Origin of the sequence: Phenylobacterium sp. (genome assembly GCF_036502675.1) — a bacterium.
Lineage (GTDB): Bacteria > Pseudomonadota > Alphaproteobacteria > Caulobacterales > Caulobacteraceae > Phenylobacterium.
Window position 1 is genome coordinate 1 of sequence record NZ_DASXYF010000017.1, and the last position, 25,657, is coordinate 25,657.

The following is a 25,657-nucleotide window of genomic DNA, read 5'->3' on the forward strand; positions in this document are numbered from 1 at the left end:
AATCCTAAGACCTTCATCATTCACGCGGCATGGCTGCGTCAGGCTTTCGCCCATTGCGCAAGATTCCCTACTGCTGCCTCCCGTAGGAGTCTGGGCCGTGTCTCAGTCCCAGTGTGGCTGATCATCCTCTCAGACCAGCTATGGATCGTAGCCTTGGTAGGCCTTTACCCTACCAACTAGCTAATCCAACGCGGGCTACTCCAATGGCGATAAATCTTTCCCCCGAAGGGCACATACGGTATTAGCTGAAGTTTCCCTCAGTTGTTCCGTACCAAAGGGCATATTCCCACGCGTTACTCACCCGTCCGCCGCTCACCCGAAGGTGCGCTCGACTTGCATGTATTAGGCCTGCCGCCAGCGTTCGCTCTGAGCCAGGATCAAACTCTCAGGTTGAGTTGACCGCTAACGTTCAGCGTCCTCGATCCCGAGGGATCGATTGGCATTTAGTCTGCGTAGTTCTTGACGAGTTCCCATTCACATCGATGCCCAAGGACCGAAATCCCCGGGTATCCATATTCATGGTGTCTTCAAGAGACCGCAGATTCGTCAGCGTCGAGATAGTCTGGTTAGGACTATCGCCAGGACGCCGCCGCCTGCGTTTCTCTTTCCAAATCAACGATGTCAAAGACCCGACTGGCTTTCGCCGGCCCCACCGTTTAGCGCCCGGTGGCGGCGGAGGCGGCTATCTAGTCGCCTCGGACTTCGGTGTCAATCGACCGTCTCCGGCTTTTTCGCCGTATCCGGTCACCCGGAAATTTGGCGCAAAAGTCGCTCGGGGCCGCCGAGGGGCATCCCCCATACAGTCCGTCGCGATTCGATTGAAGTCCGGGAAGATATTCGTCGTCGGAGAGAAAATCAAGGACTTTTCCGTCCCTGGCCGCCCTCTTCAGGCCCCCCGCCCGTTCGGGGAGCGGCGTATCTAGTCGCCTGCCTGGAGGGTGTCAACGGCCTGTCGCATAATCGTCGCCCTTCCCCGCCGCCCGCGCGCCGCCGCCCCGCTTGCGCCGTCGCGCGCGGGCGGTCAGATAGGCCCCATGCTCTCCCAGAAGGCCCGATACGCGTTGCGCGCCCTGGTCGAACTGGCGCGGGACGGCGGCCAGGCCACCTCGGCCGAGCTGGCGATTCGGGCCGATGCGCCGCGCAAGTTCCTGGAGGCGATCCTGCTGGAGCTCGCCCGCAACCGCATCGTGGTCAGCCGCCGGGGCAAGTTCGGCGGCTACAGCCTGGCCAGGCCCGCCGGCGAGGTCAGCTTCGCCGAGGTGATCCGGGTGATCGACGGCCCCCTGGCGCTCGCCCCCTGCGTCAGCCGGCTGGCGTTCCGCAAATGCGACGACTGCCCGGACCTGGCCGCCTGCTCCCTGCGCGAGGCCCTGCTGCGCGCCCGCGACGCCACCGCCGCCGTCCTCGATGACTACAGCCTGGCCGACGCCGCCGCCGGCCAGGGCGCGGAGGTGTTCCGCGAGGGGGCGTGAACGGGCGCCGCATCGCCCCCGCCCCGTCCCTACCCCGCGGCGATATAGGCCTTCAGGCCGCTGGCCTCGGCCTCGACCTCGGAGATCTTCGACTTCACCAGGTCGCCGATGGAGATGATCCCCACCAGCCGCTCGGCCTTGCAGACCGGCAGGTGGCGCACCCGCCGGTCGGTCATGCGCTCCAGCAGGGAGTCCACCGTCTCGCCGGGCTCGGCGAACAGCACGTCGCGGGTCATGCAGTCGGCCACCGGCCGGGCCAGCGCCGCCCCGCCGCTCTCGGCCACCAGGCGTACGACGTCGCGCTCGGAGACGATGCCCACCACCCGTTCGGCGTCGAGCACCACCAGGGCGCCCACCCGCCGGGAATGCAGCAGGGCCGCCACCGCGGCCACGGTCTCGGTGGGCGCCACGGTGAACACCAGGTCGCCCTTGGTCTTGAGGATTTGTGACACCAGCATCACGCGCCTCCTCCGGTTCGTGCGGGTTCGCCCCACAGCCTGGGGCGAGCCTCGCTCAAAAAGGCCGTTCGATCAATGCATCGCCGGTTGCGGCCCGCGCGCCGCCCAGGCGGCGGCCCCGAACGACAGCACGCCGGCGGCGAAGCCCCCCAGGTGCGCCTCCCAGGCGACGCTCGCCCCGTTGGCCCCCGGCGCGATGCCGGTCACGGCCACCAGCAGGTTGACCAGCACCCAGGCCGCGCCCATGCCGATGACCGGCCGGCTGAGGATCGGCCCCGGCCGTCCGCGCCCCGCGATCAGCCGCGCAGCCGCGCCCATCAGGCCGGAGACCGCGCCGGACGCGCCCACCAGCGGCGTCGGATCGCCCCGGTGGAGGGCGGCGAAGGCCAGGTTCCCCAGCACGCCGCAGGCGAGGTAGAAGACCACGAAGACCAGCACCCCGCGGGCCTGCAGCCCCAGGAACCGCGCCACGGGCGTGCCGAACGCCAGGGCGAAGGCCGCGTTCATCAAGGCGTGCGGCCAGCTCCCGTGCAGGAAAAGAGCGGTGAGCAGGGTGATCCACCGCCCCGCCTCCAGGTCGCTCGCCCGGAAGGCGTAAGGGGCGATCGCCGCCTCGGGCGGAAAGAGGCTCTGCACGGCGAAGCCCGCCACGATCACGGCGGCGAGCATGGCGGCCGGCCAGGGCGCGTTCAGGATCGGCTGCCGCGCGGGGGGGCTGTCGGGCTCGGGCGGCATGCAGTCCTCGTGGCGCAGCGCCTAGTCTTAACCAAATCGCGAGGGTTGGTGCGGCTTAAGTAGCGACGCTCCGGCTCACGCGCGGCGGTTTCGCGCGCCCGGGCGCCTCGATGTCGCCTGCGGGAGAATATCGCTTCATGGTCGCCGCCTTCCCCGCCGCGCCGCGCCTCGTCTGGCTGGCCGCCCTGGCGTGCGCCTGCGCCGCCGGCCAGGCCCATGCGCAGTCCATGTCCAGCAATTCCGCCGAATACAACGCCGGCTACGGCCGCATCGCGGGCCAGGAGAACCGTCCGGTGGACGTGACCACCCGCGACGCCAACGGCAACCGGGTGATCGTCGACGGCCTGATCCTCTCGGGCGAGGACCAGTCCAGCTTCTCGCGCGCCGGCGGCGCGGCCGACGCCTTCGCCGGCGTGGGCGCCAGCGGCGGCGCCGCCAGCGCCGTCGGCAACAACCTCGTCGTCGTGACGCAGGGATCCAACAACACCGTCATCGTCAATTCGACCCAGACCAACAACGGGGCCGTCTCGGCGAACACGAATCTGAATGCAGGGGTGGGTAATGGTCAATAAACGCCTGGTGCGGGCCGCGGCGGTCCTCGCCGTCGGGTCGCTGGCGCTGTCGGGCTGCGTCACGCCGGTCGCGGGTCCGGGCGGCAACTACGCCGCGGCCATCGGCACCGCCACGGTGACGCCCAATCCGACGCCCTACTCCGCCGCCCTGGTCTGCGAGGCGGAATATGCCCGCGGCGCCAGGGTCGCCGCTCCGCGCATCGCTATCGGCCGCATCGCCGACTACACCGGCAAGGCCGAGGCCGACGGCTCGGGCCGCAAGCTGACGCAAGGCGCCTCGCTGATGGCCATGTCGGCGTTCGCCAAGGCGGGCATGCCGCTGGTGGAGCGCTTCGACACCTCGGTCTCCGAGCTGGAGCTGAAGTACGCCAACAACAAGCTGATCTCCGACAACCCGAAACCCGCCCCCGACATGCCGGCGGAATACCGCAAGATCCTGGCGGGCCAGGTGCCCGGCTCCGACTTCTACGTGGCCGGCGGCATCACCGAGCTCAACTTCAACATCCGCTCCTCCGGCGTCGACATCGCCGGCGGCGACCCCACGCCCAAGGACTTCAAGGGCACGCTGCACGGCCGGCTGTTCGTGATGAACATCGGCCTGGACCTGCGGCTGATCAACACCCGCACGCTCGAGGTGGTGGACGTCATCTCCTACCAGAAGCAGGTGGTGGGCCGCGAGATCAGCGCCGGCATCTTCGACTTCTTCAACGGCAACGCCTTCGACATCTCGGCCGGCGAAGGGGCGATGGAGCCCATGCAGCTGGCCGTCCGCGCCCTGGTGGAGCGCGCCGTCGTCGAGATGACCGCCAACCTCTACGGCATGTCGGGCCCGGAGGCCTGCCTCGCCTCCGACCCGCTCGCCGGCGCCACCACCGGCCTGACCGGCGGCTACGTGCCCGCGTACAACAACCTGGAAACCAACAATGCGCAGACCCGCGAAGATCCTTCTCGCTGGCACGCTCGCCGCGATTCTGCCGTGCGGGACCGCTACTAGCCAGACGCTGGCCTCGACGGTCTACAACGATCAGGTCCAGTCGGGCGGCGTCTCCTCCGACCAGACCCTCGACGTGGTCGAGGTGACCGACGGGGTGACGGCGAGCACCACCGCCACCGGCAACAGCGCCGACTTCACCGTCGACACCGGCGACCTCGACGTCCGCTCGAACCAGAACCTGCAGGCCGACGTCACCGCCACCACCACCGCCAACGTCGCCGCCAACTCCGGCGCCTCCAGCAGGCTCGCGACCGCGGCCACCGGCAACGCCGGCGACGGCGGCGTCGTGTCGGGGACGCATACCGGCGTCTACAACCAGCGCACCGAGGCCACGACGGTCTCGGCGGTCAGCCACGTGGAGGCCCCGGACGCCCAGGCCGGCGACGTCGCCGCCTCGGTCCAGGCCATCGGCAACAGCCAGGGCGTGGCCGCCACCTACGGCGCCACGGGCGCGACCGTGAACCAGGTCAACAACGCCTTCGTCGACGCCGACGGCGGCGGGACCTACGGCTACATCTCCGGTCAGTCGGACTTCACCGCCACCGCGGCGGCCAACAACGTCACCGTCGCGGGCGTGGGCTCCGGCCAGCGGGTGGTGGTGAACCAGCAGAACAACGCCGACGTCACCCAGGCGGCGCAGTTCACCAGTTACGGCAACGGCTACCTGACCAACACCCAGGCCACCGCCACCGGCAACAACGTCACGGCCAACGAGCAGGGCCCGCTGCTCGACGTCACCACCAACCAGCAGAACCTCGCCTACCTGCACGCCGAGGCGGTCAACTCCGGCTACGAGTTCGGCGCCGGGACGGCCACGGCCTATGGCGTGGGCAACAGCGTGGTGGCCGGCAATGTCGGGCCCTCGACGGTGATCGACAATACCCAGGTCAACGACGGCGGCGGGATCGACGCGGCGGCCAGCTACACCGGGACCCAGGGCTTCGACGCCACGGCCTCGGCCACGGCGATCGGCAACGCCGCCACCGGCTACGCCTGCTCCGACTGCACCGGCACGATCACGGCCAACAACCGCCAGAGCAACAACGCCGACGTGGGCGCGGCCTCGCAGGTCTCGGTAACCTCCGGCCGCTCGGTCTACGGTATCGCCAACGCCGTGGGCAACACCGCCAGCTACTACGTGAGCCGGCCCGCCGACTAGGCCCCGGAAGCGGCCTGGGACGGTTCAGCCGTCGGCAGGCCGCCGCCGGGCCGTCATTCGGCAAACTCGAAGAGCACGCCGAGGTTGGCCGCCGGCGCCACCGCGAAGCTGTCCGGAGCCGTGCCCGCGACCAGCTCCACGTCGTGCTCGGTGAAATGGCGGCGCGCCTGGTCGATGTCGCGGGTGCGGAACACCAACGAGCGGATCCCCTGTCCGATCTGCTGGAGTTGACGCTGGAGCGGTCCGTCCCCGTCAGGGGTGAGGAGTTCGACGACGCAGTCCGCCACCTGCAGGCCCACCGCCCGCGCGGCGATCGCCGGCCTCGACGTCTCGTAGGTCACCTCCCCGCTCAGAAAGCTCTGCACGAAGCGGGTCGCCGCCTCGATGTCGGAGACGGCGAGGGTGTAGGCCTTCAGGCCGGCGAGGCCGAGCGGGTGTTGGTCGCGCCAGTATTCGACCGGCTTGACGTGCTGGATCATGTGCGGCGTGTCGGCGCCGTAGAAGGTCCCTTCGTAGAATTCGAAATCCACCCCGAAGCAGTCGGCGGGATGGGTGTGCAGGGCGACATCGAGGTCCCGGATGATCCGGATCCCGTGCGCGGCGACGGCCTCCCGCACCTCGGTCATGTCCGCCTCGTACTCCATCCCGAGAAAGTGCGGTCCGTGGCGCGAGTTGAGCAGGAAGGCCGGCGGCGCGAACACCTCGATGACCACGCCGCCGATGTCCACCAGGCAGGCGTGCCACGCGGGCTTGGGCATATCCATCAGAAGCTCCGCTCCGAAGAGGGTGCGAAGATGGGCGAGGCTGGCGTCGAAGTCTTCCAGCACCAGGTTCGGGTGGCTCATGCGCCGGGGGCGGATCGATTTCGTCATGTCATTCCTTCAGCTCTGGCCTTCGGCTCTGGCCTCGTCGGCGCCTATCAGATCACTCGGCCGGCCGGCGTCAAAGTCCGGATTGCTCGCCGGGGCGCTCGCGCCTCGGGAATTTGGGCGGCTCGGCAGGACCGTCGCGCCGGGAGAGATGTTCGAGCCGGGCGACTCGGGCGTCGCAGGGTTCCTGGACCGGGTCGTCGCCCTCATGGGTATGGCGTCGGCACGGCAAGACGGTGATGGTGGTCGGCCACGCCGGGTTTTTTCAACAGTTGACCGGTCACCGGTTCGAGAGCGGAGCTGCAAACAATATGAAAAAGAGCCCAACGACCGAGGGCGAATCCCCTTCCCGGCTGATCGACGCGAGGATCAGGGAACTGGACGACTGGAGGGGCGAGACGCTCGCCCATGTCCGCGCTCTCATCAGGCAGGCGGACCCCGAAGTGGTCGAGGAGTGGAAGTGGAGAGGCGTTCCGGTGTGGTCTCACGACGGACTGATCTGCACCGGCGAGACGTACAAGAGCGTCGTGAAGCTGACTTTCGCCAAGGGCGCCTCGCTCGAGGACCCTTCAGGTCTGTTCAACTCCAGCCTTGAAGGCAACACCAGGCGCGCCATAGATCTCCATGAGGGAGATGAAGTAGATGTGGATGCCTTCAAGGCGCTCATACGTGCCGCTGTGGCCCTGAACAGGTCTTCAGCCCGATAATCGAACGCGGCTCCTCAAGGTTTGACGCCTGTCGTGACCTTGACGCCCCGCCCCTCGCCGCCTGGCCAGCTGACACCGCACCGCATGAACCCGCCAGCGACCATGTCTTGACTGACCGCGAGTCGCTGCTAGCGGTGCTCGCGTCGTCAACCTCGACCGCGAGCCGTCGAGCCTCGCAGTAGAAGTCCAGCACATAGGGCCCGAGCGGATGCTGCTTGCGGAAGCAACCCCGAAAGCTGGCGGCCCTTCGGCGCCTTCCAGAGCAGGACCTCCGGCAGGCTTATGCGCCGGCGAAGATCCCTGGCGACGTCCGCTTGCGGCTATCGCCAGGCCTGAAAATCGGCCGAAGCGGCGCCGGTCTGGCCCGATGTTGGACGCGCTTGTCCGGCCACGCTTGGACGGCGGCCGCGCAGGGTGCAAAATCGTCGCCCGGCAAGCGGGACAGGAGCGTCGGTCATGGACATCGGCTTCATCGGTCTGGGCGCCATGGGCTCGGGCATGGCCCGCAGCCTGATCGGAGCCGGCCATCAGGTAAGGGTTTGGAACCGGTCTCCAGGACCTGTCGAAGCCCTGCGGCGCGAGGGCGCCGAGGCTGCGGCGACCCCCGGAGAGGTCTTCGACGCGGACGCGGTCGTCACCATGCTCGCCGCGGACCAGGCCGTGCGCGAGGTGATCCTGGATCAGGGTTTGCTCACGGCGGCGCACAAAGATCTGGTCCACATCGTGTCATCCACGATCTCGGTCGCCTTCTCTCAAGACCTGGAGCAGGCGCACGAGCGGGCGGGGGTCGGCTACGTGGCGGCGCCGGTCCTGGGCCGCCCGGACGTGGCTGCCGCCGGCGAACTGAACGTCCTGTTCGCTGGCCATCCGGGCTCCGTCGCCCGGGTGCGACCGTTGCTGCAGGCGCTGGGCAAACGGACTTGGCCCATCGGCGAGCAGCCGCACTTGGCCAACCTCGCCAAGCTGGCCTGCAATTTCGCCCTCGCCTCGGCCATGGAGGCGATGGCCGAGGCCTTCGCCCTGGCCCGACGCCATGACCTCGATCCGCAGATCCTGCTGGAGGTGCTGACAGGCACGCTGTTCGCGGCGCCCGCCTACAGGACCTATGGCCCCATGATCGTGGAGCAGCGCTTCGAGCCGGCGAACTTCAAGCTGCCGCTCGGCTTGAAGGACATTCGCCTGGCGCTGGAGGCCGGCGAGGCGGTCGGCGCGCCCATGCCGTTCGCGAGCGTGCTGCGTGACAACTTCATCGACGCGGTCGGACATGGAGACGCGGACAAGGACTGGTCGGCTGTCGCAGCCGTCGCGGCCCGCCGCGCTGGCCTGGACGCCGGGCTCTGATCCGGGCGGACCGGCCGACGCCAACGGATGTCCATCCAAGGAGATCTGCACCCGTCGCGGTCGGCGGAAGCCGGCCAGGCTGCGAATAGCGCCGGCGCCCCGACGGATGCTTCCGCCGCCGGTGGTTTGGCGGTCGGCCCCGGTTCCCGACCGCCGCTCCGCAATCCTGATGTTCCTTGTTTGTTCTTGCCGCCGACCCTCTTCCGCACTACCCTCGTCCGGCCCGAGCGGTTGGCTGGGTGAGGGGGCGCCCGATGACATGGGATTTCGGACCGGGGCGGCGCCCCGTCGCCCTTTTCCTGGACGTGCGCCGGCGTGGGCTTCGCGTCCTTCGGAAGCCGGGGCGCTCGCGGGCGAGACCGGGTGTTGACCGGTCAACACCCCGGTAAACGCCTATGGCGTCAGGCCGAGCTTCGGATCTGGAACAACAAACATATGAATCTAAGAACAAATCGCCCGCACGCCCGTCGCCGGCCCGGGGCCGGCGCAGGTGTTGTCCGCCACTCCGAAAAAGTGTTTACCGACGTAAGGGGCGGCTGCGGCGGCGGCGCGGCGCTTCGGAATCTCCCGTCCGTCCGTGGGGTCCGCGGACCGCCGTCCGCCGCCGCGCCGTCCTGCAACATCCCGCCTTGTGATCGCCACGGCGCGTGGCAAGACTGCGCCGATCGCATTTCCGGGAACTGTTGATGATCCGTCCCCTGCGCGCGAGCCTCGCGCTCGTCGCGGCCCTGGCCCTTGCGGCCTGCGCCTCCCACCACGCGCCCAGCCTGCACCTGCCCCATTTGGGCGGGAAGTCCGACACCGCGACGCCGCGGGCGGATGCGGCCCTGCCCCAGCGGGTCAAGCTGAACCCCGGCGAATGGCCGCAGGCGCGCTCCGATGTCGCCGTCGACCCGGACATCCGCTTCGGCGCCCTGCCCAACGGCCTGCGCTACGCCATCCGCAAGCAGGCGATCCCGCCCGGTCAGGCGGCGCTGCGCCTGCGGATCGGCGCGGGCTCGCTGATGGAGACCGACCCGCAGCAGGGCCTCGCCCACTTCCTGGAGCACATGGCCTTCAACGGTTCGAAGGGCGTGCCGGAGGGCGACATGGTCAAGATCCTCGAGCGCCTCGGCCTGGCCTTCGGCGCCGACACCAACGCCTCCACCGACTTCGACGAGACCCTCTACAAGCTCGACCTGCCGCGCACCGACGCCGAGACCGTCGACACCAGCCTGATGCTGCTGCGCGAGACGGCCTCCAACCTCGCCATCGGCCAGGCCGCCGTCGACCGCGAGCGCGGCGTCGTGCTGTCGGAGGAGCGGGCGCGCGACACGCCGGCCTACCGGATCTTCAAGTCCAGGCTGGAGTTCTTCATGCCCGGCCAGCGGCCGCCGCTGCGTCAGCCGATCGGTCAGGTGCAGATCCTGCAGACCGCGCCGGCCAGCCTGATCCGCAGCTACTACGACGCCTGGTACCGCCCCGACCGGGCGGTGGTGGTGGCGGTGGGCGACTTCGACGTCGACGCCATGGAGGCCAGGATCCGCGCCCGGTTCAGCGACTGGGCGCCTGCGGGCGGCCCCGGCGCGGATCCCGACCTCAGCGCAGTGAAGCCCCGCGGCGCCGAGGCCAGGCTGATGGTCGAGCCCGGCGCGCCCGCCTCGATCCAGGTCGCCTGGGTGGGTCCGCCCGACCGGGCCGCCGACACGGTCGCCAAGCGCCGCCGGGACATGGTGGAGCAGCTGGGCTTCGCGGTGCTCAACCGCCGTTTCTCCCGCCTGGCCCGCGCGCCCGATCCGCCGTTCCTGGGCGCCGGCGCCTTCAAGGGGACCCAGTACGAGGCCGCCGACATCGCGCTGGTCACCGTCAACACCGAGGCCGACGGCTGGCGCCGGGCGCTCTACGCCGTGGAGCAGGAACAGCGCCGCGCCGTCCAGTACGGCGTCCGCCAGGACGAGCTCGACCGCGAGATCGAGGAGACCCGCGCCGCCCTGAAGGCCGCCGTGGCCGGCGCCGCCACCCGCCGCCAGAGCCAGATCGCCGCGGAGATCCTGGGCACGCTCGACGACGACGAGGTGGTCACCGGCCCGCCCCAGGACCTCGCGGAGTTCGAGGCGACCGTAAAGGACCTGAAGGCCGAGACCGTCTCGGCCGCGCTCAGGACCGGCTTCAAGGGCCAGGGGCCGCTGGTGTTCATGGCCTCGCCCAAGCCCGTCGAGGGCGGCGAGGCCACCCTGCTTTCGGCGCTGGCCGATTCGCAGAAGCTGTCCGTGGAGCCGCCGGCCGCCCCTGCCCAGGTGGTCTGGCCCTACGAGACCTTCGGCGTCCCCGGCAAGGCCGCCGAGACCCGCGAGGTCACCGATCTCGACACCGTCTTCGTGCGCCTCGAGAACGGCGTGCGGCTGACCGTCAAGCCCACCAAGTTCCGCGACGACGAGGTGCTGGTGCGCGTCAACGTCGGCGACGGCCTGCTGGACCTCGCCCGCGACCGCCAGAGCGCCGGCTGGGGCGCGGGCGCCTACATCGAGGGGGGCCTGAAGCAGATCAGCGCCGAGGACATGGAGCGCGTGCTGGCCTCCAAGGTCTACGGCGCCCACTTCTCCGTCGGCGACGACGCCTTCACCCTCTCCGGCGGGACCCGCACCGGCGACCTGGAGACCCAGCTGCAGATCCTGGCCGCCTACCTCGCCGAGCCCGGCTGGCGGCCGGAGGCGTTCCAGCGCCTGAAGACCGCCGGCAAGACCATCCACGACCAGTACGAGGCCACCGACTCCGGCGTCCTGTCCCGCGACCTCGCCGGCCTGCTGCACTCGGGCGACCGCCGCTGGACCTTCCCCAGCCGCCAGGAGATCGCCCAGGCGAAGATCGAGGACCTGGAAGGCCAGATCGCGCCCACCATGGCCCATGGCGACATCGAGGTGGTGATCGTGGGCGACATCACGGTGGACAAGGCCGTCGACGCCGTGGCCGGCACGTTCGGCGCCCTGCCCGCTCGGCCCGCGGCGCCCGCGCCCGCGGCGGCCCAGCGCCAGACCGCCTTCCCGGTCCACGACGCCGCCCCGGTGGTCCTGCGCCACAAGGGCCGCGCCGACCAGGCGATCGGCTACGTCGCCTGGCCCACCACCGACTTCTTCGCCAACCCCCAGCTCGCCCGTGAGACGGCGGTGATGGGCGAGGTGCTGAACCTGCGGCTGATCGACGAGCTGCGGGAGGCCCAGGGGGCGACCTACTCGCCCTCGGTGAACTACAGCCACTCCATGGTCTGGCCGGGTTACGGCTTCGTCTCCGCCAGCGTCGAGGTCCCGCCGGAGAAGCTGGCCGGCTTCTTCGCCGACGTGCGCAAGATCGCCGCCGACCTCGCCGCCAGGCCGGTCTCCGCCGACGAACTGGAGCGGGCCAAGAAGCCGCGCCTCGACCGCATCGAGAAGGCCCGGGTGACCAACCAGTACTGGCTCTCGGAGCTTTCCGGCGCCCAGGCCGACCCGCGCCGGCTCGACGCCGTGCGCGCCGTCCTGCCCGGCACCGAGCGCGTCACCCCCGCCGACGTCCAGCACGCGGCGGCCCGCTACCTCTCGGACGCCAAGGCCTGGACCCTGGAGGTGCGCCCGCAGGGGAAGTGACGGAGCGCCCACGGAAAAGGGGTGGCGAGCCTGGCCCGCCACCCCTCGTCCGCCGGACTGAAGCCGAATTCGTTCAGTAGGCGATGCCGCCCACCCCGCCGTCGAGGCTCATGGAGCTGACGACGGATTCGGAGCTTTCCTCGCGGTAGGCCGTGTAGCTCTCCACGATGGTCATGGTCAGGATCTTGATGCCGGCGCCGAACCGGCGCAGCAGCGAGCGTTCGTTGCAGTCGCGGGCCGGCTTCTGCGGCCGGCAGGAGACGTTGGCGGCCGCCGCGGCGTCCCGGCGCGCCCCGCCGCCCGCGGCGTGGTAGAGCGCCTCGCCCTTGGCGCAGACCATTGTCTTGCCGCCGGAGAAGTCGATCTTCCCGAGGAATTCCGCGACCGTGTACTGCATCCGCGTGCCGGCGATGCAGCGGTAGAGCTCGCCTTCGTAGAGGTCGTCCACCTCGCGCTCGGGGCGCACCTGCGAAGCCGGGTGGGCCACGAAGCGGTCGTCGATGCAGACGGCCTGGATGATCACCCGCGTGGTCTTGCTGCGGGTCGCCTGGTAGGCGGTGCGCTTCATGCCGCCGCCCACGTTCAGGCCCTGGATGACGCCGGTGGCCATCGGCGGCGCATAGCCGCCTCCTCCGCCGCCGCCGAAGAACACGACGGAAGAGGCCCCGGCGCCGGCCACGGACGAGGCCTGCGCGCGGGCCTGGGCGTTCACGGTCACCGCGCCCGCCACGAAGACATTGACCCCCGGCACGGTCACATTGTGCCCCGGCGTGCAGCACGGCGGCGTGCTGGGCGGCGGCGGAGGCGGGGGCGTGCAGCACGGCGGGGGCGCGCAGCAGGCGGGCGGGGTCGGCGGCGCGCAGCATTGCGCGGCGGCGGCGCCCCCCAGCAGCAGAAGGCCGAGTCCCATCATCAGGCCCAGCAGGGAATTACGCGCCATCATCGACGGCTGCTCCTCATTCGCTCCCGCAACCCTCGGGAAGGACGCCGTGTGCGGCCGCACGCCCCTCGCCCGCCGAAGACTGCCCCGCGATGGCACAGAACCCGGTTGGCCCGCATCGTTCTGCAAGCCCCATGCGTCCGTTTCCGGCCGCGCCAGGGACCTGCGCCGCGATGTCGATGTTCCATTCAGCCACACAACGGTTGATAGACTATTGGCGAAGCCGCAGCGTCGACGGCGCCCTGCCCGCGCGCGCGGCCGTCGACCCGGCCGATTTCGCCGGGCTCCTGCCGCAGGTGTTCATCCTCGGCCGCGCCTTCACGGGGGTCTATCCGCTGCGCCTGGCCGGCGGCTTCGTCAGCGACCTGCACGGCCGCGACCTGCGCCGCCTGAACGCGCTGGTGCTCTGGGCCGAGCGCGACCGTTCGCGCCTGCAGTCCGCCCTGGAGGAGGCCCGCCGCCGGCCCGAGCCCATCGTGGCCCTGGCCGAGGTGACCAGCGACGCCGGCAGCATCGGCATGGAGGTTCTGTTCGCGCCTCTCGCCGGCCCGCAGGGCGAGGCCGACCGGTTCCTCGGACTCTACCAGCCGCTGGGCCTCACGGCCCGCCTGCAGGGCCGGCCGGCGCTCAGCCTCACGGTCCGCGCCCTGCAGCGCACCGGGGCGGCCAACGAGTTCGTTCCCAGGCTGCGCCTCGCCACCCTCGACGGACGGCACGTGGCCTGAGGGCCGCCCCGGTCCTAAAGGCCGGCGAGCGCCAGCTGTTCGCGATATCGCTTCCAGTTGGCCACATAGGCCGCGGCCGAGATGCCCAGGCCCCGCGCCTGCTGCGGGCTGACCTCGCGCACCACCTTGCCCGGGGCGCCCATCACCAGGGAGTTGTCGGGGATCTCCTTGCCCTCGGTGATCAGGCAGTTGGCGCCGATCAGGCAGTTCCGCCCGATCCGGGCCCCGTTCAGGATGATCGAGCCGATGCCGATCAGCGAATTGTCGCCCACCTGGCAGCCGTGCATCATCACCATGTGCCCCACGGTGACGTTCGCCCCGATAATCAGCTGCGAACCATAGTCGGTGTGCAGCACAGACCCGTCCTGGATGTTGGAATTCTCCCCTATGACGATCGTCTCGTTATCGCCGCGCACCGTGGCGTTGAACCAGACCGAGGAATTCTTCTTGAGCGTGACTTTCCCGAGCACGACCGCGTTCGGCGCGATCCAGTATTCACCTTCCTTGGGCAGCTCGGGCCGCAATTCGCCCAAGTTGTAGACAGCCATCCGTACACCTCGTTTCTCGAACCTTTTGCCGCATTTAAGCGTTCATAAACACGGCTAGGATCATTCTAGTCGGGCGATTCGGGGGCGCGATAGCCATCCCGGATCCCGCCCGCGGGCCGGGCTGTCCGGCTCACGGTCACTGTTGAACGGAGTATCGGGTGCCGCGTAGTGCGCTTCGGTGGAATTCTCCGCCGGGACCTCGCCCCGCCAGCGAACCGCCGGGCCGCGCGCGCCCCACCGCTTTTTTTCTGCGACCCGAAGGGCGCTCCATTCCGGAGACGCCCTTTTTTCTTGCCCCCACGGAGGCCTTGATGACCAGAAGAGCTCTGAAGCGACAACTGCGCGAAGGCGCCTATGACGCCGGTCAGCATGCGGATGACGGCAAGATCCGCCGGCTGCCGCTCGACCGTCCCTGGTCGCCGCTGGCGCATCACAACGACGATCGCGAGCAGGGCTACATCAAGACTATAAAGGCCAAGTCTCCCGGTCAGCACGAATTGCTTGAGGCTATCGACGCCAAGTCCCTGGTGATGGCCCTGGGCCCGGCCGGCACCGGCAAGACCTATCTGGCCATCGCCAAGGCCGTCGAAGCCCTGGAGGCCGGCCGCGTCGCCCGCATCGTGCTCTCCCGGCCGGCGGTGGAAGCCGGCGAATCCATCGGCTTCCTGCCCGGCGAGATGGAGGACAAGCTCGCCCCCTACCTGCGTCCCCTCTACGACGCCCTGTCCGACCGCATCTCCATGAAGCGCGTGCGCGCCCTGATAGCCGAGGGCGCCATCGAGATCGCCCCGGTGGGCTTCATGCGCGGCCGCACCCTCAACAACGCCTTCGTGGTGATCGACGAGGCGCAGAACTGCACCTACATGCAGCTCAAGATGCTGCTGACCCGCCTGGGCTGGCACTCCACCATGGTGGTCACGGGCGACCCCGCCCAGTCCGACCTGCTGCCGGAGCTCTCCGGCCTCGGCCCCGTCGCCGCCAAGCTCGAGGCCGTCGGCAACATCGCCGTCGTCCGCCTGCAGGACCGCGACATCGTCCGCCACCCGCTGGTCGCGGAGATGCTGGGGGTGCTCTAGCTTTCGTTGGGGCCGGCCGTCGCCTCCGGGCGGCGGCCGGCTTTCACCGCCGCCTTACGGCAGGTCCTCCGCCAGGATCGCCATCTCGAACATGAACGAGCCGTCCTCGTCCTCGTCCTGGTAGACCACGCCGATGAACTCCTCGCCGACGTAGACCTCGCAGGAATCCTTCTGCTTGGGGCGGGGCGCAAGCGTGATCCGCGCATTGGCGAAGGTGCCGCGCAGATGGCTTTCGACCTTGCGGATGGTTTTCTCGTCCACGACGGCGCTCCTGGAACCTCCAGCCCCGGCGACGCCGCCCGGCCAGACTCGACGGCGCGAACCTAACCGCTCGCGCCGCGCATTCCAAACCGTCAGATGACGTAGTCGTAGACCTCTTCGGCGAGCGTGTGGTCCATGCTGCGCGCCGGCTCGGCGCAGGTCGGGCAGTTCGTGAGCCGGGCCGGCACTCCGGCGGCCGTGCAGCCGGGCGGCACCGGCTTCAGCACCACCGAGCCCGAGGCCACCTTGGCGTAGTCGCCGATGACGATGTTGCCCAGCACCGTGGCGTTGGCGCCCAGCAGCACGCCGCGGCCGATCTTCGGATGCCGGTCGCCGCGCTCCTTGCCCGTGCCGCCCAGGGTGACCCCCTGCAGCATGGAGACGTCGTCGCCGATCACCGCCGTCTCGCCGATGACGATGCCGGTGCCGTGGTCGATGAACACGCCCGAGCCGATCTGCGTCGCCGGATGGATGTCCACCTGGAACACCTCCGACATCCGGCTTTGCATGTAGAGCGCGATGGTCTCGCGCCCCTCGTTCCACAGCCAGTGTGCCACCCGCTGGGTCTGCAGCGCCTGGTAGCCCTTGAAGAACAGGAACGGCTGGACATAGCCCTTGCAGGCGGGGTCGCGCTCGAACACCGCCTTCAGGTCCTCCTCGGCGATCTCCACCAGCCGGGGATCGGACTCGTAGGCCGCTGTCGCCAGCTCCCGCAGGCTCATGGCCCGCAGCTCCTGGTCGCCCAGCTTGCGCGCCAGTTGATAGGAGAGCGCGTCGCCCAGGTTCTCGTGGCTCAGCACCACCGCGTTCAGGAGGCTGGCCAGCGCCGGCTCGTTCCGCGCCGCCTGGAGGGACTCGTTGCGCAGCGCCGCCCACACCGGCGGCGGGGCGGCGGGGTCGATCACTTCCAGTCGTTGGCTCATCGGTTCTTCCCGGCCCATCGATCGTTCTAACCTAACATGGCGCGCGCCAGATCGCCCGGCAACGCGCCTTCCCGGGCCATATGGTAAGCCCTAAGAAGCATCGCCACCGTTAAGGCGTCCTTCAAATGGCCGGCGACCGCCGCCTCCAGCGCCTCGCGGAACGGCGGTCGCGCCAGCGCCAGGGACTCGGTCTCGTCGGGCTCGGGCCCCTGCGCGCAAGCCGTCAGGCCGGTGGCCAGGTAACCCACCGCCGCCTCGTCCGTCACCGAGTTGGAGAGCTGCAGCCGCAGCACCTCGCGCCACCGGGCGGCCTCCAGCCCCGCCTCCTCGCGCAGCTCGCGCCTGGCGCCCTCCAGGGGGTCCTCCCCCAGCGGCGCGCCGCCCTCGGGCGCTTCCCAACTGTAGTCGGCGAACGGGAACCGGTGCTGGCCCACCAGCACCACCGTGCCGTCCTCGTGCACCGGCAGGACGACGGTCGCCACGTTCTTGAAGCCCACCACCCCGTAGAACGCCGGCCGCCCGGTGGGCGCCACCGCGTCGAATTCCGTCACTGTCAGCCACGGGTTCTCATAGGCCACCCGCGGCCGGCTCCGCGTCCAGGGCGTCCCGTGCGGCCGCAGCCAGGAAGGTTCTTTCGGCATCTTCATCCCGTCCGCCTTGTTCAACGCCGCCGCGTTCCCATAAAGAGGGCGCAGCTTATCGGCTTTCCTGTGAGGCGCCCGTGACCATCGCCCTGCCCCCCGAAGCCGAGCTCGGCGCGCCGCTCGGCCAGCCGCCGGTTCCGCAGGTGCTGCAGTTCCTTGCCCGCCGGCGCTCCACCTCCGCCCTGACCCTGACGGCCCCCGGCCCCTCTCCGGATGAACTGGCGCAGCTCCTGCGCCTCGCCGCCCGCACCCCCGACCACGGCAAGCTCTCGCCCTGGCGGTTCATCGTTCTGGAGGGCGACGGCAAGGCCGGGTTCGCGGCCCGCCTGGAGGCGCTCGCCAACGGCCGCGGCGACGGCGTCTCGGCCGCCAAGCTCGGCAAGCTCAAGGCCCCGCCGCTCGGCGTGGCGGTGGTGTTCCGCCCCGTGGCCGCCAAGATCCCGGAGTGGGAACAGCAGCTCTCCTGCGGCGCGGTCTGCACCACCCTGCTCTACGCCGCGCAGGCGATGGGTTTCGGCGCCAACTGGATCACCGACTGGTACGCCTATGACGCCGAGGCGGGCGCGATCCTGGGGCTCTCGCCGGGCGAGCGGGTGGCGGGTTTCGTGCTGATCGGAACAGCGGTCGAGCCGCCTCTGGAACGCGAGCGCCCGGAGGTGGGCGCACTCGTCACCCACTGGTCGGCGTGAGCCGACCGGCGCTTCCCTGAAAGGCGAAAAAATCTTGAAAACTCAACGGCCGGACGACGCGTCGGCGTCGCCCGGCCTGAGGTGACACGCCCGAGGAGAGATGGGCGGGAATGAACATATACCGCCATTCCGAGGTTGGCTACCCCACACTGGCGTGATGTGGCGGCGCCGCTTGGAGGATCATCCGCGGCCGCGGTAGGGGGCCACGCCCTGGTCGGGAAGCCACAGCCCTTCCGGGGCTGGACCGGTCTGCCAGAACACGTCGATCGGCATGCCCCCGCGAGGGTACCAGTAGCCGCCGATCCGCAGCCAGCGCGGCTCGGCCACGGCCACGATCTTCTTCGCCACCGCCAGGGTGCAGTCCTCATGGAACGCGCCGTGGTTACGGAACGAGCCCAGGTAGAGCTTCAGCGACTTCGACTCGACCAGCCAGGCCGCCGGGACGTAGTCGATCACCAGGTGGGCGAAGTCCGGCTGGCCGGTCACCGGGCACAGGGTGGTGAACTCCGGCTGGGTGAACCGGGCCAGATAGACGTCCTGCGGATGCGGATTGGGCACGCGGTCCAGCACCGCCGTCTCCGGGCCGGCGGGACGGGGCGCGTCGCGGCCGAGTTGAGGGGTCTCGTTCATCCGCGCGCCTTTAGACCCGACCTTGCGCTCCGACAACCGTGACAGGCGCGCCGGCCCCCGGCGGGGCCCCGCGTCGCAAGCCCCGAGCCAGGTCGTCCCGAAGAACACGCGGCCGAGACGAGCTTAGAAAACAGGCTATGTCGCACATTAACGCCTAATTTCCACCCATGTCCTAGTTACGCTTTGCGGCCGGATCGGCCTTCGCTGATCTGGGGGAAAGCCAGATGGGAAGACATCGCCCGACGGTAGGCGCGAGTCCGGTCGACAATCATGGGATAGAACGATGAAATCGATGATGCTCCCGCTGCTCGTCGTCGCGGCCACGCTCGCCACGAGCGGCGCGGCGTTCGCAGATGACGCGAGCCCCAAGGTCACGTTCAACATCGGTGCAGCTTCGGACTACGTGTTCCGCGGCGTGAGCCAGACCAACGAGGACCCGGAAGTCTTCGGCGGAGTCGACCTGACCATCGACAAGCTCTACGCGGGCGTCTGGGCCTCCAACATCGATTTCAACGATTCGACCGACGCCGAAGTGGACCTCTACGCCGGCTTCAAGCCCACCCTGGGTCCCGTCTCGCTCGATCTCGGCGCGATCTACTACAGCTATGTCAATCCGCCGCACGGCGCTCACTACGGTTATGCCGAGATCAAGGCCCTGGGAACCATGCCGCTGGGCAGCGGCTCCCTCGGCGCGGCGTTCTATTATTCGCCGGACACCTTTGGCCCGGTCGATAACGACAGCGCCTACTACTACGAGGTGAGCGGCTCGATCCCGCTGGCCGGGAATTTCAGCGTCTCCGGCGCCGTAGGCCGGCAGGAGATCGCCAAGACCCCGGCCGACTACACCACCTGGAACCTGGGCGTCGGCTACGCCTTCAACGACCGCATCGGCGTCGATGTGCGCTACTGGGACACCAACAAGCACGAGCTCGGCAAGATCTACGGCAGCCGCGGCGTCGTCAGCCTGAAATCCACTTTCTAGTCGCGGCCGACCTCGGTCGCCAAGGCTGCGGCCAGGCGGCGGCGGCTTTTCTCGTTGCGCGCGAGTCGTGCGCTTCCTAAGGTCCCTCCGGGTCCGTTTCGAGGCGAAGCATGAGTACGCGAGGCGGATCGATGCGGGGCGCTCCACGAGATCGCGGAACTTCATTGGACGGCCGCAAGCCCAAGACTATGCTGGCGACTCGTCTCAGCAGCGGAGCGCGGCCCATGGAGCGGATGGCCTTTCGGGCCCAGACCATCCTGGCGGACGTCATCGTCGCCGCTGCGGCCTTCGCCATCGCCTACCTCGCCGCACCGCTCCGCTCCGACGCCGCGGTTCTGCCGCCGTCGCTCAGCTTGGCGCAGCTCATCCTGATCTACGCGGCGCTGGCGGGCGCCTTCACCATGCTGTTCCGCCGCGAGCTGTCGCCCTGGCGCTACGCCTCCATTCCCGACGCCCTGGTGCTGGCGCGAATCGCCCTGCTGACGATCGGCGTCTTCCTGCTGACGGTGTTCGTGTTCGACCGCGCCCGCGGCCTGCCGCGCGCGATCCTGTTCCTGGCCCCGATGTTCCAGATGGTGGGCTCCATGGGCGGGCGGATCATGCGCCGGGCGCTGCACGAGCACGCGCTCGACTCCTTCGCCCCGCTGAAGTCGATCAGCGACCGGGTGACCCAGGCGCCTTCGCTGCTGCTGATCGGCCCGCCGTCGCTGGCCGACACCTATCTGCGCGACGTCGCCCGCAGCCATGACCGCACCTACACGCCGGTGGGCATCGTCGGCGTCGATTCGCGCGACGTCGGCCAGCAGGTGCGCGGCGTCTGCATCATCGAGAGCCTCGATAACCTGGAGGCGGCGCTGGCCGACCTGCGCCGCTGGAACCGCTATCCCCGCGCCATCCTGTTCCTGGAGGAGCCGGCGCGCCTCAAGAGCCTCACCGCCGACCAGCTCGGCCGGCTGAAGAACGACGGCATCCGCCTGCTGCGCCTGCCCTCGATCGTCGAGCTGGGCGAACACGACACCCTGACGCTCCTGCCCATGCGGGAGATCAACATCGAGGAGCTGCTGGCCCGCGAGCCCATCGAGCTGGACCGCCGCCGCATCGGCGACCTGATTCGCGGCCGCCGGGTGCTGATCACCGGCGCCGGCGGCTCCATCGGCGCCGAGCTCTGCCGCCAGGTGGCCGCCTTCCAGTGCGCCCACCTCACCCTGCTCGACTTCTCCGAGACCGGTCTCTTCGAGATCGACCGCGAGATGGCCGAGACCTATCCGCAGCTGTCGCGCCGCTCGGTGCTGTGTGACGTGCGCAACGCCACCCGGGTGGTCAACGCCTTCAGCGACGAGCAGCCGGACCTCGTGTTCCACGCCGCGGCGCTGAAGCATGTGTCCATGGTCGAGCGCCACCCCTGCGAGGGCGTGCTCACCAACGTCATCGGCACCTGGAACGTGGCCGAGGCCGCGCGGGCCTGCGGCGCGGCGCAGATGGTGCTGATCTCCACCGACAAGGCGGTCGACCCCACCAATGTCATGGGCGCCACCAAGCGCCTGGCCGAGGCGGTGATCCAGGCCCAGCAGGTGGGTGAAGGCGGCACCTGCTTCTCCGCCGTGCGCTTTGGCAACGTGCTGGGCTCGGCGGGCTCGGTGGTGCCGATCTTCAAGTCGCAGATCGAGCGCGGCGGGCCGGTCACCGTCACCCACCAGGACATGGCCCGCTACTTCATGACCATTCCGGAGGCGGCCCAGCTCGTGCTGCACGCCACCGCCGCCAGCGCCGAAGGCGAGGCCAGCCGCGCCCGCCTGTTCCTGCTGGAGATGGGCGAGCCGGTGCGGATCATGGACCTCGCGCGCCAGATGATCGCGCTCTCCGGCGCCACGCCCGGCAAGGAGATCGAGATCGAGATCACTGGCCTGCGTCCGGGCGAGAAGCTGACCGAGGCCCTGCTGGACGAGACCGAGCGCTCGTTGCCCTGCGCGCCCAAGGTGCTGGAGGTGGTCTCTCCCTCGGCCCTGCGGGTGACGCCCAAGCACCTGCTGGAGCTTGAGGCCATGGCCGGCCGCGGCCACATCGAGGAAGTCCGCCGCGCGCTGTTCGACCTCGTGGCCCAGATCCGCGGGGAGAAGGCCGGCGCCGTCCCGAACCTCCGCGTCGTCGCCAACCGCTGAGCCCGGCCCGTCCCGGGAAGCGATGCTGAGCGCGCTCAGCCATTAGCATTTGTTTCAAGCCTGCACACCTACGGTCGCGACTTCGTCGCTGACCGGAGGGGGCGATGCGGCTGAGCTTCGCAAGTCTGTCCCTGGCGGCGGCCACCTTCGGCGTCGCCCCGGTCGCCGTTGCCGAAACGGCGCAGACCGCCGCCGCCAGCGTCGGCGAGCTCGTCGTCACCGCCCGCAAGCGCCCTGAGCGTCTGGCGCTCGTGCCGATCGCCGTGTCGGTGATCGACGCCGGCACGATCCGCGCCCGCGGCGGCGCCACCGACGCCGAAGCCCTGCTGAGCGGCGCGCCGGGCCTGCGGTTCAACAACACCGCCTCGCCGACCACCTCCGAGATGTCGCTGCGCGGATCGGGTACGGCGCGGGCGACGAGCGCCGATTCCGGCGTCGGCCTCTATCGCGACGGCGTTTACGTGGCCGGCGGCCTGCAGTTCAGCCGCAACTTCATGCGCATCGACACCTTCGACCTGCAGCGGGCCGAGGTGCTGCGCGGCACCGTAGGCGCGCTCTACGGCCGCAACGCCGTGGGCGGGGCGATCAACCTGATCTCCGCCCCGCCGGTGTTCCGGCGGGAAGGATGGGCGCAGGTCGAGTACGGCGCGACGCTCGATCGCAAGCAGGTGCAGGCGGTGGTCAACGCGCCGCTGGGCGCCAGCTTCGCCGTGCGGTTCGGCGTCGACTACATGGACCAGGACAAGGGGTTTTTCCGCAACAGGACGTTCGGCAACTACCTCGACGCGCAGCACGGCCTGGGCCTGCGGGGCCAACTTCGGATGGTGCGCGGACCGCTGGACGTCACCCTGCTGGTGGAGCACCAGAAGCTGGACACCAGCAACGTGGCGTTCCAGATCGACGTCCCGCCGACGCCGCCGCTGTTTCCGTTGGGCTATGTCAGCGACCCCTACGCCGTTGATTGGAGCATTCCGGGCTCCGCCGACACCGAGCTCACCGGCGCGGTCCTGACGGCGCGCTATGACCTGGGCTGGGGATTGCTGACATCGGTGACGTCCCTGCGCCGCCGCAAGGTGATGGTGGTGTCCGATATCGACGGCTTCACGGCGGCCAGCCTGGCCGCGGAGCGGGCGCGCGGCAATCCGGCCACGACCACCGACCCCAACACAAGCCAGACGGCCGCGGACACCACCCAGACCATCTTCCAGGAGGTGCACCTGACGGGCGGCGCCCACGGCTTCGCCTGGCTGGCCGGCGCCGAATACCTGAAGCTGGGCAGCGACTTCTACCTCGCCCAGACCCGCACGCCCACCAGAGCCAATCCGACGCTGGGCGCCGACCGGACCATGACCCAGACCTGGGAGTCCGCCGCGGCCTTCGGCTCGCTGGGCTACGACGTCGCCCGCCGGCTGAACCTGACGATCGAGGGACGCTACACCGCCGACGACAAGCGCTACACTCAGCGCGGCTTCCTGCTGGGAACCACCACGCCGGCCATCCCCGCCAGCGTCGGCGGCGCGAGCCCCGACAACCTGGCCTACAACGCGCTGCTGTCCTGGCGGACCCGTCCCGGCCTGATGACCTACGTCAAGGCGGGCAGCGCCTACCGCGTCGGCGGCTTCAACGCCAGCATCGGCGATCCGCGCCAGCCGAAGCCGGTGCCGCCGACCTACGGGAACGAGACCTCCACGACCTACGAAGCCGGGGCCAAGGCCTACGCCGGCGCGCGGTTCTACGGCGCCGTGGCGGCTTACCTCACCCACGTCGACGACGTGATCGTGCTCGACAACAACGGCTGCGCCCCGTCCAACCCTGTCTGCCCGATCGCCTCGACCAACTTCGTGTCCAACGGCGGCGAGGGGCGGATCTGGGGCCTGGAGGCGGAAGCCGTCTGGCGCGGCGCCTGGGCCGGCGGCCAGCTGACCGCGCGGGCGTCGGCGTCACGGCAGGCGGGCAGGTTCACCGCCGGCCTCTACCAGGGCTTGAAGGTTCCCCAGGCCCCGGACTGGATAGCGTCCGCCAACCTCGATTTCCGACACCCGCTGCCAGACGGCCTCGCCGTCTTCGGCAACCTGAACTACTCGGCCCAGTGGGGCGGCGTGCAGGACGTCATCGCGCCGATCTTCAAGCTGCAAGACCGCCAGGTGGCCGACCTGCGCGCGGGCCTGGAATCCGGGCCCTGGCAGGGCGCGGTGTTCGCCCGCAACCTCACGGACGCCCGCTACTATCTGGTGCGACAGGTCTCGACGCGCCGCTGGGCCGACCGCCGCTCTATCGGGCTGCAGCTTCGCTACGGCTGGTAGGGTCGGCCGCCGCCGCCGCCTCTGCGGCGGCCAGCACGGCCTCCAGGGCTCCGAACAGCCGGACCGCCTCAACCGGCTTCGGCACCACCACGTCCATGCCCGCCACGTCGTAGTCGGAGATCTGGTGGGCCATGGTGTTGGCGGTGACCGCGATGATCGGCGTCCGCCGCCGGCCGGTCTCCGCCTCCCGCGCCCGGATGGCCCGCGTGGCGGTCAGGCCGTCCATCTGCGGCATCTGGATGTCCATGAGGATCACGTCCCAGTCCTCCCGCTCCCAGGCGGCCAGGGCCTCGACGCCGTTCTCGACGATCACAGGCTCGACGCCCGCCTGCTGCAGCAGTGTCTTCAGCACCACCTGGTTGACGGCGTTGTCCTCCGCCGCCAGCACCCGGATCTCCGAAGTGGCCGAGGGCTCCGCATCCTGCGGCCGCGGCGCCGCCGTCTCAACCTGTGCAGCGGTCGACGGCTGCAGCGGCTTCAGCGGCAGCGTGACCTCGAACGTCGAGCCCCGACCCTCGACGCTGGACGCCTCGATCGCCCCGCCCATGAGCTGCGTCAGCTCCTGGCAGATGGACAGGCCGAGGCCGGAGCCGCCGAACTGGCGGGTGGTGGAGGAATCCACCTGGACGAACTTGTCGAACAGCCGCGGCAGATGCTCGGACGCGATGCCGATGCCGGTGTCCGTCACCCGCAGCCGCAGCCCGTGCTGGTCCGCGGCGATGCAGACGCCGATGCGCCCTGCGTGCGTGAACTTCACGGCGTTGGAGATCAGGTTGTAGAGGATCTGGCGGATGCGGGTGGCGTCGCCGCGATAGGCGCCACGGGCGGCCTCCTCCACGTTGAACTCGAAGGCCACGCCCTTCTGGTTGGCCAGCGACGAGAAGGTGGCGATGGCCCCGCGCGCCAGCGGTTCGAGCTCGAACTCCACCTCTTCCAGTTCGAACTTGCCGGCCTCGATCTTCGAGAGGTCCAGGATGTCGTCGAGGATCGCCAGCAGCGTCTCGCCGGAGCGGCGGATGATCGTCAGCCGCTCGCGCTGGACGTCGCCAAGAGCATCGGCCGTCATCACTTGCGCCATGCCCAGGACGCCGTTCAGCGGCGTGCGGATCTCATGGCTCATGGTGGCGAGGAACTCGCTCTTGGCCTGGTTGGCCGCATTGGCCGCCCGCTCCCGCTCCTGGGCGCGCGTGGTCGCCTGGATCAGCGCCGACGACGCCGCGGCGAGATGGCCGCGGGCCACCGAGAACAGGACAAACAGCAGGGCCACGGTGGCGACGGGCGTCAGCGCCGTCAGATAGCTGCCGTCGCTGGTGGCGGCGCGGATCAGGCCGGCGCCGATGACCAGCACCACCGCGGCCTGCGGGAAGATTCCGATCAGGAATTCTCCGGGACGCCGATAGCTCTTCAACAGCACGAAAACCATCGAACTGACCATCAGCGCGAAGCTGAACATCCGCGCCCCGCCCGTTCCCTTGGCGATCAGCACCGCGCCCGCCACAGCGTACAGCAGGCTGGTGAGCAGCGTGGCTATCAGGGACCGGGCCCTCCTCCCCGCCCGCCCCCGCGGCCGGCCGGGCGCCATCCCGGCGTCCGCGGCCGTCCTGTGCTCCAGCAGCAGCGCGAAGGCCATCAGGAGGCCCCAGACCACGACGGCCAGGGGCGGAACGACGGCCAGGCCCACCACGGTGACCAGGCCGGCGCTGGGAAGATGGTTCAACGACCGGCTGTTGGCGAGGACCGCAGCTTCAGCGGCCGAACCCCGCTCCACAGCGTCCATCGGCCTGCATGCGTCGGCGGCTGACATCGAGATCTCTCCCTGCCCTCCGCACAATCAAGCCGATTTAACTAAGGATTGTGTTACCGCCCGCGAC

General features: G+C 69.7%; 24 protein-coding genes and 1 rRNA gene. 13 read left to right on the forward strand and 12 right to left on the reverse strand.

The window, feature by feature from the left end:
- Window positions 1-393, reverse strand: a 16S ribosomal RNA gene (locus tag VGL30_RS02255); the annotation flags it as partial.
- Between the two features lie 641 nt (window positions 394-1,034).
- Between VGL30_RS02255 and VGL30_RS02260 the strand changes: the two genes are divergently transcribed.
- The gene (locus VGL30_RS02260; RefSeq protein WP_331536338.1) at window positions 1,035-1,472 is read left to right on the forward strand and encodes an Rrf2 family transcriptional regulator; all 438 of its coding nucleotides are present in this window, start codon (window positions 1,035-1,037) and stop codon (window positions 1,470-1,472) included.
- A 29-nt stretch (window positions 1,473-1,501) separates the two neighbouring features.
- Here the strand turns inward: VGL30_RS02260 and VGL30_RS02265 are convergent, their stop codons facing one another.
- The gene (locus VGL30_RS02265) at window positions 1,502-1,930 is read right to left on the reverse strand and encodes a CBS domain-containing protein (RefSeq protein WP_331536340.1); all 429 of its coding nucleotides are present in this window, start codon (window positions 1,928-1,930) and stop codon (window positions 1,502-1,504) included.
- A gap of 72 nt (window positions 1,931-2,002) precedes the next feature.
- Entirely contained in the window at window positions 2,003-2,665 is a 663-nt protein-coding gene (locus tag VGL30_RS02270; protein WP_331536342.1) for a rhomboid family intramembrane serine protease, read from the reverse strand.
- A gap of 110 nt (window positions 2,666-2,775) precedes the next feature.
- Between VGL30_RS02270 and hfaA the strand changes: the two genes are divergently transcribed.
- The 3 genes from hfaA to hfaD are packed head-to-tail and all read left to right on the forward strand — an operon-like array spanning window position 2,776 to window position 5,390.
- A complete protein-coding gene (gene hfaA, locus VGL30_RS02275) occupies window positions 2,776-3,237 on the forward strand; it encodes a holdfast anchoring protein HfaA (protein WP_331536344.1) in 462 nt (153 codons plus the stop codon).
- The gene (hfaB, locus tag VGL30_RS02280; RefSeq protein WP_331536346.1) at window positions 3,227-4,231 is read left to right on the forward strand and encodes a holdfast anchoring protein HfaB; all 1,005 of its coding nucleotides are present in this window, start codon (window positions 3,227-3,229) and stop codon (window positions 4,229-4,231) included. Before hfaA ends, hfaB begins: the two co-directional genes overlap by 11 nt.
- On the forward strand, window positions 4,161-5,390 hold the full coding sequence (gene hfaD / locus VGL30_RS02285) for a holdfast anchor protein HfaD (protein WP_331536348.1): 1,230 nt from the start codon (window positions 4,161-4,163) through the stop codon (window positions 5,388-5,390). Before hfaB ends, hfaD begins: the two co-directional genes overlap by 71 nt.
- A 53-nt stretch (window positions 5,391-5,443) precedes the next feature.
- Here the strand turns inward: hfaD and VGL30_RS02290 are convergent, their stop codons facing one another.
- The gene (locus VGL30_RS02290; RefSeq protein ID WP_331536350.1) at window positions 5,444-6,262 is read right to left on the reverse strand and encodes a VOC family protein; all 819 of its coding nucleotides are present in this window, start codon (window positions 6,260-6,262) and stop codon (window positions 5,444-5,446) included.
- Between the two features lie 236 nt (window positions 6,263-6,498).
- Between VGL30_RS02290 and VGL30_RS02295 the strand changes: the two genes are divergently transcribed.
- Complete coding sequence (locus VGL30_RS02295) at window positions 6,499-6,966, forward strand: DUF1801 domain-containing protein (protein WP_331536352.1); 468 nt, start codon at window positions 6,499-6,501, stop codon at window positions 6,964-6,966.
- Here the strand turns inward: VGL30_RS02295 and VGL30_RS02300 are convergent.
- Window positions 6,923-7,159: a hypothetical protein gene (locus tag VGL30_RS02300; RefSeq protein WP_331536354.1), complete on the reverse strand. Its 237-nt coding sequence runs from the start codon at window positions 7,157-7,159 to the stop codon at window positions 6,923-6,925. The genes VGL30_RS02295 and VGL30_RS02300 overlap by 44 nt on opposite strands.
- 221 nt (window positions 7,160-7,380) lie before the next feature.
- On the opposite strand from VGL30_RS02300, the gene VGL30_RS02305 reads away from it, so the two are divergent.
- A complete protein-coding gene (locus VGL30_RS02305) occupies window positions 7,381-8,307 on the forward strand; it encodes an NAD(P)-dependent oxidoreductase (protein ID WP_331536355.1) in 927 nt (308 codons plus the stop codon).
- A gap of 686 nt (window positions 8,308-8,993) precedes the next feature.
- Window positions 8,994-11,906, forward strand: coding sequence for an insulinase family protein (locus tag VGL30_RS02310; RefSeq protein ID WP_331536357.1), 2,913 nt, complete (start codon window positions 8,994-8,996; stop codon window positions 11,904-11,906).
- Between the two features lie 73 nt (window positions 11,907-11,979).
- Here VGL30_RS02310 and VGL30_RS02315 read toward each other — a convergent pair whose 3' ends face one another.
- Window positions 11,980-12,846 (reverse strand): hypothetical protein, encoded by an 867-nt coding sequence (locus VGL30_RS02315; RefSeq protein WP_331536359.1) that lies wholly within the window; start codon window positions 12,844-12,846, stop codon window positions 11,980-11,982.
- 134 nt (window positions 12,847-12,980) lie between these two features.
- Between VGL30_RS02315 and VGL30_RS02320 the strand changes: the two genes are divergently transcribed.
- Window positions 12,981-13,571, forward strand: coding sequence for a PAS domain-containing protein (locus VGL30_RS02320; RefSeq protein WP_331536361.1), 591 nt, complete (start codon window positions 12,981-12,983; stop codon window positions 13,569-13,571).
- Between the two features lie 14 nt (window positions 13,572-13,585).
- Here the strand turns inward: VGL30_RS02320 and VGL30_RS02325 are convergent, their stop codons facing one another.
- Window positions 13,586-14,119, reverse strand: a complete 534-nt coding sequence (locus tag VGL30_RS02325) for a gamma carbonic anhydrase family protein (RefSeq protein WP_331536363.1) — start codon at window positions 14,117-14,119, stop codon at window positions 13,586-13,588.
- A gap of 311 nt (window positions 14,120-14,430) precedes the next feature.
- On the opposite strand from VGL30_RS02325, the gene VGL30_RS02330 reads away from it, so the two are divergent.
- Window positions 14,431-15,195 carry a PhoH family protein gene (locus tag VGL30_RS02330; RefSeq protein ID WP_331536365.1) on the forward strand — a complete coding sequence of 255 codons (765 nt, stop codon included), beginning with the start codon at window positions 14,431-14,433 and terminating at the stop codon, window positions 15,193-15,195.
- A 54-nt stretch (window positions 15,196-15,249) separates the two neighbouring features.
- On the opposite strand, the gene VGL30_RS02335 is transcribed toward VGL30_RS02330, so the two are convergent.
- The 3 genes from VGL30_RS02335 to VGL30_RS02345 all read right to left on the reverse strand — a co-directional run bounded on the left by VGL30_RS02335 (window position 15,250) and on the right by VGL30_RS02345 (window position 17,020).
- Window positions 15,250-15,456 carry a DUF3126 family protein gene (locus VGL30_RS02335; RefSeq protein ID WP_331536367.1) on the reverse strand — a complete coding sequence of 69 codons (207 nt, stop codon included), beginning with the start codon at window positions 15,454-15,456 and terminating at the stop codon, window positions 15,250-15,252.
- A 92-nt stretch (window positions 15,457-15,548) separates the two neighbouring features.
- Window positions 15,549-16,379 carry a serine O-acetyltransferase gene (gene cysE, locus VGL30_RS02340; RefSeq protein ID WP_331536369.1) on the reverse strand — a complete coding sequence of 277 codons (831 nt, stop codon included), beginning with the start codon at window positions 16,377-16,379 and terminating at the stop codon, window positions 15,549-15,551.
- Between the two features lie 26 nt (window positions 16,380-16,405).
- The gene (locus tag VGL30_RS02345; protein ID WP_331536403.1) at window positions 16,406-17,020 is read right to left on the reverse strand and encodes an NUDIX hydrolase; all 615 of its coding nucleotides are present in this window, start codon (window positions 17,018-17,020) and stop codon (window positions 16,406-16,408) included.
- An 80-nt stretch (window positions 17,021-17,100) separates the two neighbouring features.
- On the opposite strand from VGL30_RS02345, the gene VGL30_RS02350 reads away from it, so the two are divergent.
- Window positions 17,101-17,712: a nitroreductase gene (locus VGL30_RS02350; RefSeq protein ID WP_331536371.1), complete on the forward strand. Its 612-nt coding sequence runs from the start codon at window positions 17,101-17,103 to the stop codon at window positions 17,710-17,712.
- A gap of 180 nt (window positions 17,713-17,892) precedes the next feature.
- Here the strand turns inward: VGL30_RS02350 and queF are convergent, their stop codons facing one another.
- A complete protein-coding gene (gene queF, locus VGL30_RS02355; protein WP_331536373.1) occupies window positions 17,893-18,342 on the reverse strand; it encodes a preQ(1) synthase in 450 nt (149 codons plus the stop codon).
- Window positions 18,343-18,637: 295 nt separating this feature from the next.
- On the opposite strand from queF, the gene VGL30_RS02360 reads away from it, so the two are divergent.
- The 3 genes from VGL30_RS02360 to VGL30_RS02370 all read left to right on the forward strand — a co-directional run bounded on the left by VGL30_RS02360 (window position 18,638) and on the right by VGL30_RS02370 (window position 23,786).
- Window positions 18,638-19,324 (forward strand): TorF family putative porin, encoded by a 687-nt coding sequence (locus VGL30_RS02360; protein WP_331536375.1) that lies wholly within the window; start codon window positions 18,638-18,640, stop codon window positions 19,322-19,324.
- Window positions 19,325-19,557: 233 nt separating this feature from the next.
- A complete protein-coding gene (locus VGL30_RS02365) occupies window positions 19,558-21,483 on the forward strand; it encodes a nucleoside-diphosphate sugar epimerase/dehydratase (RefSeq protein WP_331536377.1) in 1,926 nt (641 codons plus the stop codon).
- 104 nt (window positions 21,484-21,587) lie between these two features.
- Window positions 21,588-23,786, forward strand: a complete 2,199-nt coding sequence (locus VGL30_RS02370) for a TonB-dependent receptor (RefSeq protein ID WP_331536379.1) — start codon at window positions 21,588-21,590, stop codon at window positions 23,784-23,786.
- On the opposite strand, the gene VGL30_RS02375 is transcribed toward VGL30_RS02370, so the two are convergent.
- Window positions 23,755-25,503 carry an ATP-binding protein gene (locus VGL30_RS02375; RefSeq protein ID WP_331536381.1) on the reverse strand — a complete coding sequence of 583 codons (1,749 nt, stop codon included), beginning with the start codon at window positions 25,501-25,503 and terminating at the stop codon, window positions 23,755-23,757. The genes VGL30_RS02370 and VGL30_RS02375 overlap by 32 nt on opposite strands.
- Window positions 25,504-25,657 lie beyond the last annotated feature (154 nt).